Annotated in this window: 12 protein-coding genes and 1 other RNA gene; 5 read left to right on the top strand and 8 right to left on the bottom strand. The window is 65.0% G+C overall.

Annotation, left to right across the window (positions count from 1 at the left end; genetic code table 11):
• Positions 1 to 83: 83 nt before the first annotated feature.
• From OC450_RS02330 to rsmH, 3 genes are read right to left on the bottom strand one after another with little or no spacing between them, the layout of a single operon-like run.
• The gene (locus OC450_RS02330; protein WP_211384498.1) at positions 84 to 1838 is read right to left on the bottom strand and encodes a peptidoglycan D,D-transpeptidase FtsI family protein; all 1755 of its coding nucleotides are present in this window, start codon (positions 1836 to 1838) and stop codon (positions 84 to 86) included.
• Positions 1835 to 2227 carry a hypothetical protein gene (locus OC450_RS02325; RefSeq protein ID WP_211384497.1) on the bottom strand — a complete coding sequence of 131 codons (393 nt, stop codon included), beginning with the start codon at positions 2225 to 2227 and terminating at the stop codon, positions 1835 to 1837. The genes OC450_RS02330 and OC450_RS02325 overlap by 4 nt, the downstream gene beginning before the upstream one ends.
• Positions 2228 to 2230: 3 nt before the next feature.
• A complete protein-coding gene (gene rsmH, locus OC450_RS02320; protein ID WP_211384496.1) occupies positions 2231 to 3220 on the bottom strand; it encodes a 16S rRNA (cytosine(1402)-N(4))-methyltransferase RsmH in 990 nt (329 codons plus the stop codon).
• 511 nt (positions 3221 to 3731) lie between these two features.
• Here rsmH and OC450_RS02315 point away from each other — a divergent pair.
• Positions 3732 to 4514, top strand: a complete 783-nt coding sequence (locus OC450_RS02315) for an N-acetylmuramoyl-L-alanine amidase (RefSeq protein WP_249129126.1) — start codon at positions 3732 to 3734, stop codon at positions 4512 to 4514.
• Between the two features lie 108 nt (positions 4515 to 4622).
• Here OC450_RS02315 and OC450_RS02310 read toward each other — a convergent pair whose 3' ends face one another.
• Together OC450_RS02310 and OC450_RS02305 are read right to left on the bottom strand one after the other, a co-directional pair.
• Positions 4623 to 5855, bottom strand: coding sequence for an RNA polymerase sigma factor (locus tag OC450_RS02310; RefSeq protein ID WP_256806021.1), 1233 nt, complete (start codon positions 5853 to 5855; stop codon positions 4623 to 4625).
• 22 nt (positions 5856 to 5877) lie between these two features.
• Positions 5878 to 6231 (bottom strand): YciI family protein, encoded by a 354-nt coding sequence (locus OC450_RS02305; RefSeq protein WP_256806019.1) that lies wholly within the window; start codon positions 6229 to 6231, stop codon positions 5878 to 5880.
• 149 nt (positions 6232 to 6380) lie between these two features.
• On the opposite strand from OC450_RS02305, the gene rnpB reads away from it, so the two are divergent.
• An RNA gene (gene rnpB, locus OC450_RS02300) (RNase P RNA component class A) lies at positions 6381 to 6811 on the top strand.
• A gap of 130 nt (positions 6812 to 6941) precedes the next feature.
• Here rnpB and OC450_RS02295 read toward each other — a convergent pair.
• Positions 6942 to 7655, bottom strand: coding sequence for an alpha/beta fold hydrolase (locus OC450_RS02295; RefSeq protein WP_211384492.1), 714 nt, complete (start codon positions 7653 to 7655; stop codon positions 6942 to 6944).
• A 72-nt stretch (positions 7656 to 7727) separates the two neighbouring features.
• Complete coding sequence (locus OC450_RS02290) at positions 7728 to 8192, bottom strand: DUF983 domain-containing protein (RefSeq protein ID WP_256806017.1); 465 nt, start codon at positions 8190 to 8192, stop codon at positions 7728 to 7730.
• Positions 8193 to 8241: 49 nt separating this feature from the next.
• Between OC450_RS02290 and OC450_RS02285 the strand changes: the two genes are divergently transcribed.
• Together OC450_RS02285 and OC450_RS02280 are read left to right on the top strand one after the other, a co-directional pair.
• Positions 8242 to 9612 carry a PLP-dependent aminotransferase family protein gene (locus OC450_RS02285; RefSeq protein ID WP_256806015.1) on the top strand — a complete coding sequence of 457 codons (1371 nt, stop codon included), beginning with the start codon at positions 8242 to 8244 and terminating at the stop codon, positions 9610 to 9612.
• 137 nt (positions 9613 to 9749) lie between these two features.
• Positions 9750 to 10493: a sulfite exporter TauE/SafE family protein gene (locus tag OC450_RS02280; RefSeq protein ID WP_211384489.1), complete on the top strand. Its 744-nt coding sequence runs from the start codon at positions 9750 to 9752 to the stop codon at positions 10491 to 10493.
• Positions 10494 to 10596: 103 nt separating this feature from the next.
• Here the strand turns inward: OC450_RS02280 and OC450_RS02275 are convergent, their stop codons facing one another.
• A complete protein-coding gene (locus tag OC450_RS02275; protein WP_211384488.1) occupies positions 10597 to 11001 on the bottom strand; it encodes a DsrE family protein in 405 nt (134 codons plus the stop codon).
• A 26-nt stretch (positions 11002 to 11027) separates the two neighbouring features.
• Here OC450_RS02275 and OC450_RS02270 point away from each other — a divergent pair, with 26 nt between their 5' ends.
• A complete protein-coding gene (locus OC450_RS02270; protein WP_262047089.1) occupies positions 11028 to 12098 on the top strand; it encodes an AraC family transcriptional regulator in 1071 nt (356 codons plus the stop codon).
• Positions 12099 to 12316 lie beyond the last annotated feature (218 nt).

Below are 12316 nucleotides of genomic sequence, written 5' to 3'. Positions count from 1 at the left end.
GGTCTTCCAGTCGACATGCCGTACCGGAAAGCCGAATCCCTGGGAAATCCCGACTCAGCAGCGGCAACGGCCCACCCGGTTGATTACTGGGTTGTCCTGGATGCTGCAAGAATAAGGCGCTCGGACGGCGGCAGGTCATACCGCGGCTCGACGCCCAAAAGCGGCGCGATCCGCTCGATCACCTTGCCTCCGGTCGGCACCGCGTTCCAGCCCGAGGTGATGAAACCCTTCGTCTCGGGAATCGCCTGCGGCTCGTCCAGCATGATCAGGATCTGATATTTCGGATCGTCGCAGGGCATGATCGCGGTGAAGGAGTTGAGCACGCGCTTCTTGGCATAGCGGCCGTTGATGACCTTCTCGGAGGTGCCGGTCTTGCCGCCGACATAGTAGCCCTTGACGTCGGCGGTCTTGGCTGTGCCGATTTCGGCATTGAGCCGCATCAGGAACCGTATCTTGTCGCTGGTCTCCGGCTTGATCACGCGCTTGGCCATTGCCGCCGCTTCGGATTCGCTGCGCTTCATGAAGGTCGGAGGAATCAAATAGCCGCCGTTCACCAGCGCGTTGATGCCCATCACCGCCTGCAACGGCGCCACCGACATGCCCTGGCCGAACGCGATGGTGACCGTGTTCAGCTCGCTCCAGCGGCGCGGGACCAGCGGAGCCGCGCTCTCCGGCAGTTCGGTGCGCAGCCGCGTCAGCTGGCCCATCTTGGCGAGGAAGGCCTTGTGCGCCTCGACGCCCTGGCCGAGCGCTATCCGCGCCGCGCCGATGTTGGACGAGTAGGTGAACACCTCCTTGGTGTTGATGAAACGTCCGAGCGAATGACTGTCGTGGATGGTGAACTTGCCGTAGTGCAGGTTTCCGCGCGCATCCCACATCGAGTTCAGGCTGATCTTTCCGGAATCGAGCGCCATCGCCAGCGTGAACGCCTTGAAGGTCGAGCCCATCTCGTAGACGCCGGTGGTCAGGCGGTTGATGCGGTCGGGGTCGTGCGCTTCCTTCGGGTTGTTCGGATCGAAATCCGGAAGCGAGACCATCGCCACGATCTCGCCGGTCTTGACGTTGGAGACGATGCCGGAGGCGGCCTTGGTGTGGAACTTCTCCTTGGCCTTCAAGAGTTCGTCGCGCAGCGCGTGCTCGACGCGCAGATCGATCGAAAGCTCGATCGGCTTTTGCAGGCGGTCGGTGGCAAAGCCCGCGCGATGGAGATCGGCGAGCCCTTGATTGTCGAGCCACTTCTCCATCCCGGCGATGCCCTGGTTGTCGATGTTGACGAGACCGATAACGTGGGCGACCTCGTTGCCGGTCGGATAGACGCGCTTGTTCTCGCGCAGGAAGCCGATGCCGGGAATGCCGAGCTTGTGGATGTCCTGCTGCTGCTTCGCCGTGATCTCGCGCTTGAGCCAGACGAAGCCCTTGCGCGCCGACAGGCGCTCGCGCACTTCGGCCTCGTCGAGGTCGGGCACCGTGGCGGTCAGAAGCTCGATCGCCTCGTCCTTGTCGATGATGCGGCGCGGCTCGCCGAACAGGCTCGACGCCTTGACGTCGGTCGCCAGGATCGCGCCATTGCGATCGATGATGTCGGGCCGCGCGGTCGCGACCACCTCCTGTGCCGCGGCGCGGCGTGCGCCGTGGGCGTCGGCGCCGATCGCGAACATCACGAGCCGGCCGCCGATCAGGGCGTAGACCGAGGCAAAGGCGAGCATCGCGAGGCCGACGCGCGCCCGCGCCTTCGCGGCGCGGTCGACGTTGCGCCCGTAGAGCAGGCTGCGAATCAGCCGCTGCCGCCATGGTTCAGTCGGAGTTTCGGTGGGTTTTGCAGGCGTCGCCGGACTCATTGCTTGTCCTCGGACTGAGGCACCGAGCCCGTCACATTCTCGGGATCGCTCGCAGCTTCGATGGTGTTGAGCATGGCCCCGATCGGATCCGGCTCGCCCGGCCTGAACATCCGCGGCGGTCGTTCCGGCAGGTTCTTCAGCGCATCATATTGCGTGCCGTTGACCGGCTTGAGCTGCAGATGCCGGTCGGACAGGCCTTGCAGGCGCAGCGGCGCATCGAGCTTGGCCCATTCGGAGCGGAGCGAGGCGATCGCGTCGCGCTGCTCGCGGATCTCCGCATGCAGCCGCAACACTTTCTCCGTGCGCGCCGTGGAGTCCATCTTGATCCGGTAGACATAGGCTGCCGCGAAGATCAGCGCGCCGATGACGAGGAGGTGGATGAAGCGCATGCGCTAGCCGCCCCTCATCACGTCGGAGAGCCTTGGCCAGGACGATTGCGCGCCATCGTCATGCGCAGGCGCCGAGGTGCGCTCGGCAGCGCGCAGCTTTGCGGAACGTGCCCGCGGATTGTGCGCGAGTTCGTCCTCGCCTGCAACGACGGGCCGCCGCGTCAGAAGCTCGAAGCTAGGCACCGCTTGCGACATTTCCGGCAGATGGCGCGAACCGCCGCCGGTCCTGGAGCGCTCGGCGAGAAAATTCTTGACGATGCGGTCTTCCAGCGAATGGAACGAGACGACCACGAGCCGGCCGCCGGGCTTGAGCACACGCTCGGCCGCAACGAGCGCGGTCTGGAGTTCCTCGAGCTCTTCGTTGACGAAGATGCGCAAAGCCTGGAACGTCCGCGTCGCCGGGTGAATATCGCCGGGCTTGGTACGAACCACCCGGCCGACGAGATCGGCGAGCGCGCGCGTGGTCGTGAACGGTGTTTCCTGCCGGTCCGCGACGATGGCGCGGGCAACGCGGCGCGAATGCCGCTCCTCGCCAAAGAGATAAATGATGTCGGCAAGATCGCTTTCCGAGGCGCGCGCGACGATGTCGGCCGCCGTGGGTCCCGCCTGCCCCATCCGCATGTCGAGCGGACCGTCGAGGCGGAAGGAAAAGCCGCGGCCTGCCTGGTCGAGCTGCATCGAGGATACGCCGACATCCATCACGACGCCGTCGACGGCATCGACGCCTTGCGCCGCGCAGACTTCGGCGAGATTGGAGAAGCGGTCTTCGACCAGCGTCAGCCGGCCCGCGGAGCGTTCGACCAGTTCGGCACCGCCAACAATGGCGGTGTGGTCGCGGTCGATCGCGATGAGCCGGGTTCCCGGCACGTCGAGGATGGCGCGGCTGTAGCCGCCTGCGCCGAAGGTCGCGTCGACATAGACACCACCCTCGCGCGGCGCGAGGTGGTCGATGGCCTCGCGGCCGAGAACGGGGACGTGCGGAGCCGGGCTCATGCGCCACGCCTGCCGAACGCAGATGTGAGATCGGGGACGAGCGAGCCCATAACGCCTCGAATGATTCCGCGTCGCGGCGGTTCCACGACCCAACCCCCGTCCAGCATGGTACCCGAGCCCGGTCACCCTGAGCCGCCAACCCGGTGTTCCCAGTGGAATTTGTCGGGCAGCCATGGGATTTCGAGCCAAAATACGCTTTGGCCGTCTCCGGACGCGGGTCGGCTCTTCATCTCTCAGTAACGGCCCTTAGCGTTAAGAAAGCGTTGATCGGCCCATTACAAGTCGAAAAGGTGATGCCGCAGTGGTGCCTCATCCACACACACGGGCCAAAATGCATCCGTTAACCGCGCCGCGCGATTGCGCACGGCCGAGGGTAAAGGAATGGTAAAGAAAAAGGCTTGGCCCGCTCTCTGTCCGTCTCGAGCTGTTTATGTCGTCCGGTTCGTCCACTCCGTCTGGATCTGATTCGAAGCGTCAACGCGTTCTCCCGGTTCCCAAGGCCGCGGCGAACATGCGGACGTTCGAGCCGGATTCGTCGATCGTCTCCGACATCATCCCCTCGCCGAACCATGGCGACCGCAACAAGGGCCGGCAGCCCGACATGATCTTGCTGCACTACACCGGAATGCCCGACGTCGAGGGTGCGCTGGCGCGGCTCTGCTCCGCGGGCACCGAGGTGTCGGCACATTATGTCGTGCTGGAGGATGGCCGCATCGTGCAATGCGTGCCGGAGGCGAGGCGCGCCTGGCATGCCGGCGTCTCGTCCTGGGCCGGAGAGGATGACATCAACTCCTGCTCGATCGGGGTCGAGATCGTCAATCGCGGCCACGACTGGGGCTATCCGGAGTTTCCGCTGCGCCAGATCGCCGCCGTAATCGCGCTATGCCGCGGCATCATGCTGCGCCGCAAGGTACCCGCGCATCGGGTGCTCGGCCATTCCGACGTTGCGCCGGCGCGCAAGAAGGATCCGGGCGAAAAATTTCCTTGGCATTCGCTGGCCAATTCCGGCGTCGGTCACTGGGTGACGCCCGCACCGGTCGTGCGCGGCGAGAGCCTGATGCTCGGCACCATCAGCGACGAGGTGCTGAGCCTGCAGCAGGCGCTCGCCAGATACGGCTATGGGGTGCCGCTGACCGGCAAATACGATGCCGCGACGATGGAAGTCGTCACCGCCTTCCAGCGCCACTTCCGCCCGGCACGGCTGGATGGTGTTGCGGATCACTCCACGCTGACGACCCTGCAGGCGCTGCTGGCGAGCTTGCCGGCGGATGGGACGGCCGTTGCGTCGAAGTGACGCTCGCCCGTCATTGCGAGCGCAGCGAAGCGATCCAGACTGTCACCGCGGAAAGATTCTGGATTGCTTCGTCGCAAGGGCTCCTCGCAATGACGGAGTTTCTGGCAACTACGTCAATTCCCTCATCCTTCGCGCATAAAGTCGTCGCAGCGGCGCGAGCTGCGTCGCCTTCGTCGCCGCAACATACGCCTCCATCGCCTCGTCCTTGCGGCCGAGCCGTCGCAGCAGGTCCGCGCGCACCGCGGGCAACAGCTCGTAGCCGTCAAGCCCGCCGCGGGCGGCGGTCGCATCCACCAGATCGAGCGCACGTGCGGGTCCGTCGACCATCGACACCGCCGCAGCATGGTTGAGCTCGACCACCGGCGACGGGGTGATGCGCAGCAGCACCTCATAGAGCCCGGCGATCTGCGGCCAGTCTGTCTGCTCATAGCTCGGCGCGCGCGCATGAAGCGCGGCGATCGCGGCTTGCACTGCATAGGATTGCGGCCGGCCTGGCATGCGTAGCGCACCGTCCACCAGAACAAGGCCTTCCTCGATCTGCGCGCGGTCCCACCGCGAACGGTCCTGCTCCTCCAGCAGCACGATATCGCCGGCGGCGGTCTCGCGCCCGGCGCGGCGCGCATCGTGCAGCAGCATCAGGGCCAGCAGGCCCTTGATGCCGGTCCGATCGGGCATCAGCCGGTCGAGCAAGCGGCCGAGCCGGATCGCTTCGGCCGCAAGATCGGGCCGCATCAAATCGGCGCCCGACGTCGCCACATAGCCTTCGGTGAAGACGAGATAGATCACGGCGAGCACGCCATCCAACCGCGGCGCCAGCGCGGCGCGTTCGGGCACCTCGTAGGGAATGCCGGCGAGCCGGATCTTCTGCTTGGCGCGGAGGAGGCGCTGCGCCATCGCCTCCTCACCGACAAGGAAGGCGCGCGCGACCTGCGCGGTGGAGAGACCGCAGACGGTGCGCAACGTCAGCGCGACCTGGACTTCGGGCGCAAATGCAGGATGGCAGCAGGTGAAGATCAGCCGCAGCATGTCGTCGTCGAGCATGGCCGGCGGCTCGTCAGGCGCTTGCGCATTCAGCTCGAGCTCGTGCACGAGCGCCTGCCGCTTGCCGCGAAAGACGGCGTGGCGCCTGATACGGTCGATCGCCTTGTTGCGCGCGACGTTGACCAGCCACGCGCGCGGATTGTCGGGCACCTCGCATGCCGGCCAGCGCTCCAGCGCCACGGCAAAGGCATCCTGGAGCGCGTCCTCGGCGAGATCGAAATCGCCGACGAGGCGGATCATCGTGGCCAGCGCCCGCCCCGCCTCGTCGCGGAAGATTGTTTCGATCTCAGAAGGGGTCATGCGGCGATGCGCGGCTACGCCATCACTTCTCGTACACCCAGATCGGCCGCACCTCGATCGAGCCGATCCGCGCGCTGGGGATCCGCGCCGCGATCTCGATAGCCGCGTTGAGATCCTTCGCCTCGACCAGATAATAGCCGCCGAGTTGCTCGCGCGTCTCCGCAAAAGGGCCGTCGGTCGTCAGCGTCCTGCCCTCGCGCACGCGCACGGTCGTCGCGGTCGTGGTCGGCTGCAAACGGTCGCCGGCCTTGAAATTGCCGCTCTGGACGATGCCTTGCGTGAAGGCCTGGTATTCAGCCAGCATCTTCTGGCTGGTCGCCGCGTCGTTCTTCGCGTATTCGACCTCGTTCTGGTAGATCATCAATAGATATTGCATCGCTTAACTCCTGTGGCTCGGCTGGATCGCCGACATCCAGTCGAACGGAACGCATCTCAAACGACATCTTCAGGATAATTATTTTCGTCCCGGCGTGCACGGCGATCTTCGCTTGACGAAACCGTCACAAATGCCCCATGCGTACCCCGTCAGTCGGCCGGACGGCCGCTCCAGCAACCGCCGAAAGGCCGCCGGGGAGGAAAGTCCGGGCTCCCTTGACATGCGGTGCCGGATAACGTCCGGCGAGGGTGACCTCAGGGAAAGTGCCACAGAGAACGAACCGCCAGCCTTCGCAGCGCAAGCTGCGCAAGCAGGTAAGGGTGAAAAGGTGCGGTAAGAGCGCACCGCGGCTCCGGCAACGGAGCCGGCATGGTAAACCCCACCGGGAGCAAAACCGAATAGGGACGGCATAGCGGGCTGTTCGCGAAAGCGATAACGCCGCGGGGCGATGTCAGGCCCGCCGTCCGGGTAGGTTGCTCGAGGCCATGTGCAAACATGGTCCCAGAGGAATGGCCGTCGCGTATCGTTCGCGCAAGCGGACGGTGCCTTACAGAACCCGGCTTACAGGCCGGCTGATATTCTAAAGCGTTTTCGAGCGAAGTGGTTTTCCGGTTCGCGTCAAGAAAACGCGTCTTACTAAGGAAGTGACGAGGGGTTCGATGCTAACGCATCGGACCCCTCACCATTTGAGCCGGAATGACGAGCGTGGATCAGCCTGCGATCTTCGCCAACACCGTCATCAGTGCCTCCGGTGCCGTCACGTTCGGCGCATGACTGGCGTCGAGCTCGAAATAGCGCCAGCCAGCCTCGTTCTTCGTGCGCGTCGCAAACTGCCCGAACACGTCGTCCGGCGGAATGCGCTTGCAATAGATGTAGCTGCGCGGCATCGCCGGCTCGCCGTGTTCGAGCTTCAGCTTCGTCTCGAAGCACTTGACCGGCATGGCGACCCGGCGCGCGTTGAGCCAGTCGAGATCGGCCTGCGGCGTATCCGGCGGCGGCGGATTGGGCGGGATGCGGTAGCCGTCGCCTGAAGCTGCCGCCTTGCGCATCGGCTCGCGCCCGCTCTCGTTGAGGTCGAACAGCGATTGGCCGTCACGCGGCACGAAGGCGTCGATGTAGATCAGTTGCGTCACCCGCTCGCGCGCGCGATCGGCGACGCCGGTCGCGACCATGCCGCCATAGCTGTGGCCCAGCAGCACGATGTCGTCGAGGTCCTCGAATTTGATGACGTTGAGGATGTCCTGGATATGCGTTTCGAGATCGATCGCTGGATTCGCAAGATGCGCGCGCTCACCGAGCCCGGTATAGGTCGGCGCGACCAGGCGGTGCCCGGCCTGCGCCATCAGCGGATGCATCTTCTTCCAGGCCCATCCGCCGGACCACGCGCCGTGACAGAGCAAAAAGGTCTTCGAGACTGCGGCCATCGGCGTTTCCATCGTTCGTGCTTGTACGATGGAGTGTAGCGGCCGGTCGCGCGATGTAAACGCCGGCGCCGCTCAGGCGGCGCGCGTGTCCGCCTTCACCATCACCGGCGCAAGTTCAACCGGCTCGCGCCGAAGCTTGCTCGCCTCAAAACCGTGCATGCCGATCTGCCATTGCAGGCCGACGATGGCACCCTTGGTCGGTTGCAGCAGCGCGAGCGAGGCGAACAGCGTCACCGGCAGCCACACCGCCAATTGCAGCCAGACGGCCGGCGCATAGGCGGTCTCGACCGCGAGGATCGCCGGCACCACGAGATGGCCGACAACGACCATCACGAGATAGGCCGGGAAGTCATCGGCGCGCTGGTGGAAAAGCTCCTCGCCGCAATGGTCGCAACTATCGGCGACCTTAAGAAAACGGCCGAACATATGTCCTTCGCCGCAATTCGGGCACTTGCCCGAAAAGCCGCGCCACATCGCCTTCGAGAGAGAGACTGAACCGGTTGCCATGACAGCACCTCTTCCTTTTCGCTGATCCATACAATAATATCTTGCATCCATACATTCAAAGGATATGGGCCTAAATTGCATGGATTGGACCCCTACAATCTCGGAGCTGAGCGGGCCGCGCTACCAGCGCATCGTCGAGGCCATGGAGGCCGACATCGCCGCCGGCCGGCTGGTGCGCGGCCAGCAGCTCCCCACACAGCGCGCACTGGCAAAAGCGCTCGGCATCGACCTCACCACGGTGACGCGCGCCTACACCGAGGCGCGGCGCCGCGGGATCATGGAGGCCCGCGTCGGCCAGGGTTCGTTCGTGTCGGAGACCAGCGCGCGCCGCGCGGTCGACCTGCCGCATCCCGTCGCGATCGACCTCTCGATGAACGTGCCGCCGCATCCGCTCGAGGCGCAGCTCGACGAACGCATCGTCGCGGGGCTGGAAGCCCTCCGGGCGCAATCAGGACTGACCGCCTTCCTGAACTACCAGCCGCCGGGCGGCAGCGCGCACGAGCGCGAGGTCGCGGCGCGCTGGATGCGGGCACGGGTTCCACACGCGCATGCCGACAAGCTCGTGATCTTTCCCGGCGCGCAGACGATCCTGTTCAACCTGCTCGCACACCTTGCGCGTCCTGGTGACGTCGTGCTGACGGAAGCTCTCACCTTCCCCGGCATCAAGGCAGCCGCGGCGCAGCTCGGCGTCAAGCTCGTCGGCGTCGCGATGGATGACGGCGGCATCCTGCCCGATGCGTTGGCGAAAGCATGCCGCGCGCACAGACCGAAGGCCGTCTACCTCATTCCGACGCTGCACAATCCGACCACGGCGACGCTTGCCCCCGAGCGGCGCAGCGCCATCGCAAGGATCATCAGCGACGCCGATACGATTCTGATCGAGGACGACGCCTACGGGCTGCTCGATCGCTCGGCATCACCGATCGCGAACCTCATTCCGGAGCGGACTTATCTGGCGACCACGCTGTCAAAATGCATCGCGCCGGCGCTGCGGGTAGCCTATCTGGTGACGCCCGACGCCGGCGCACAGCTTCAGATGCGCAGCTGCTTGCAGGCCACCGTGCAGATGCCGGCGCCACTGATGGTCGCGCTGGTGACGCATTGGATCGAGGCCGGCATCGCCGATCGCATCATCACCGCGATCCGCAACGAGGCAATCGGCCGCCAGCAACTCGCGCAACGAACACTGAAAGGGTTTCAGTTCCTGGCCAAGCCCGCAGCCCATCATCTGTGGCTAAGGCTGCCGGAGGGGCGCCCCGACGTGGCGGCACATCTGTTGCGCAATGGACTCGCGGTCGTCGCCGGCGATGCCTTCACCGTCGACGGGACACCGCCACATGCGGCGCGCGTATCGCTTGGCGCAGCCCGCAACAGGGCGGAATTGACCGAAGCGCTGCGCATCCTGGTCGGCGCGCTGCACAGGCCCGCCGACACCAGGCAGATCGTCTAGGCCCGTCTTTCGCCAACGCCCGCCGTCGGCGATCACGCTTGCGTGGAGTTTTGAAATTGACCTGCACCGCCGCAGCTGTGCTATGCGAGCGATGGCGATCAAGAGTACGAGATCGCTCTGGCGAACGGAACAATCTGTTGGAAACGCTCACCTACGCGCTGCTGCTGCTCGGCGCACTGGCCGGGGGCTTCGTCTCGGGCCTTGCCGGCTTCGGCACGGCACTGATGGCGCTCGGCATCTGGCTCTACGTGCTGCCGCCCTCGCTCGCGGTGCCGCTGGTGTTGATCTGCTCGGTGATCGCGCAGACCTCGACCCTGCCCTCGATGTGGAAGAGCTTTGACCTCTCGCTGGTGTGGCCGTTCCTGATCGGCGGACTGATCGGCGTGCCGCTGGGCACCATGCTGGTCGCCTCAGCCGATCCAAAAGTGTTCAAGCTGAGCGTCGGCGTGCTGCTGCTGATCTTCTCGAGCGCGCTGTACCTGAACAAGAAGCCGCTCGCCATCACCTTCGGCGGACGGATCGCCGACGGCGCGATCGGCTTTGCCGGCGGCATACTCGGCGGCCTTGCCGGGTTGTCCGGGCCATTGCCGATCCTGTGGGCCAATATTCGCGGCTGGAACAAGCATGAGCGGCGCGGCATCTTCCAGCTGTTCAACTTCACCGTGCTCGCGACCGCACTGGTGTTGCAGACGGCGTCAGGCCTCGTCGAGCTGAAGGTCGTCTGGCTCGCAGCTGTCGCCTTTCCGGGCACGCTGATCGGCGCATGGGCCGGCGCCCGCGTCTATCACGCGCTGAGCGACAAGCATTTTGGCGACGTCGTGCTCGGCCTGTTGTTCCTGTCGGGCCTCGGCCTCGTCTGGAGCATGCTGGGGCCGCACTGACGCGTGCTTGCCGGCATGTCCGCATCCCCCAATCGGAGGATGCGGCAGACCGGAATCATTCCTATTGGGTTAGGAAGAAGATCGTGGCGCGCCTTCTTCCGGTTCAGAAGCTGAGCGTCGCCGCGCCGCCCTTGATCAGTTCGTGCATCACGCTCGCACCGGAGATGACGACACCATCCAGCAGGTCCTCTTGTACATAGCCGCGGCTTTTGACACAGGGCGTGCAAGCCCAGAGTTTCCCTCCCCTGCCCATGAAGTCACGGAGCATGTCGGCCAGTGGATCGAGCGGCTTGACCTGCGTAAGATCGGCCGCGCCGCGTCGCACGATGTCGACACCGGCGCTGGTCAGGAAGATGGAGACCTTAAGGCCGGCCGTCATTCCGCCGAGAGCTATGGTCACGCCAACGGACGACAATTCGTGGTCGGTACCATGTGTCATGACCACGACCAGATCACGTGCCTCGTTATTCAAGTTGAATACCCTTTCAATCGGTTTGCGAGATTGCATCCTATGTGTCTGAGCACCGGCCGAACATGACCAAGGCTCCGCAAGTCTTGACCGAAACGCCGGCTGACCTTCTGTCGGACGTGCTGGGCAGCATGCATCTTGCGGGCACCGTGCTGTTCCGCGCCGAGTTTCGTGAGCCCTGGGCGGTCACGACACCGGAGGCGTGCCAGCTTGCCCGGCTGCTGCCGCTGCGGACCGAACGGGTCATTCCCTTTCACATCATCGCATCAGGTGAGTGCTGGATGGAATTGAACGAGCATCCGGCGGTGCGGTTGAGCGAGGGCGACGTCGTTGTTCTTCCGTACGGCGACAGTCATCGGCTCCGCGGACGAGAGCCCGTCCTGCCGATGCAAGTCGGCAGCCTGTTGCCGAACCCGCCCTGGACGGACGTTGTCGTCATCGAGCATGGCGGCGCCGGTCCCAACACACGGATCATTTGCGGATTTCTTCAATGTGACGAGTTGCTGTTCCACCCCGTGCTGTGCCACCTGCCCAGATTGCTGCACGTCAGCCCCGCATGTCCCGCCGACGAATGGCTGGCCAGCACCGTCCGCCACACCGCGGCGCAGGCGAGCAGCCTGCGGCCGGGGTCACGCAGCTTGCTGCCTCGCCTGACCGAATTGATGTTCGTGGAAATCCTTCGCAAGTACATGCAGGAGCTTCCGGCGAACGAAATCGGCTGGTTCGCCGCCATCAATGACCAGGTTGCCGGCGCCGGCTTGAGGCACATGCATGCCATGCCGTTTCACCACTGGACCGTGGACAGTCTGGCGCGTCGCGTCGGGGTCTCGCGCAGCGTGCTTGCCGGGCGCTTCAAGCACTTTCTCGATCAGCCACCGATGCAATACCTCGGTCACTGGCGCCTGCGGCTGGCCGCGCACGCCCTGACATCGACTGCGACACCGATCAAGTCCATCGCCTGCCAGACCGGTTACGAGTCGGAGGCGTCGTTCAGTCGGGCCTTCAGGCGCCACTTCGGCGGACCGCCGGGGGATTGGAGAAGACGCGCGCGTTCGACATCGCCGGCCGCCGCAAGCAACATGCTGCGCCGCCCGTCGAGCACCATGCCGCCGGCGACGCCGACGCCGAACACGTAGATCCAACCCGCGGCGAAATCGAAAAGATGCGCGTTGAGCAGCGAGGACGGCATGTTATGCACCACGTCCAGGAGGACAATCCAGGGAGCCAGACCGCGGGTCGCACCGGTGCCATGACCGAACAACGGCGCGGCAGCGACAAAGCCGACTGAATTGCGCCAGAACTCCAGCCGCGTCCCCTGCCGCTGACTTCGTTCTCAACGGCACTGAGCTCATGG

Origin of the sequence: Bradyrhizobium sp. Bra78, assembly GCF_024519855.1 — a bacterium.
GTDB classification, from domain to species: domain Bacteria; phylum Pseudomonadota; class Alphaproteobacteria; order Rhizobiales; family Xanthobacteraceae; genus Bradyrhizobium; species Bradyrhizobium japonicum_G.
The sequence above is the reverse complement of the archived record's forward strand: the minus strand, read 5'-3'. Positions and strand labels throughout refer to the sequence as shown.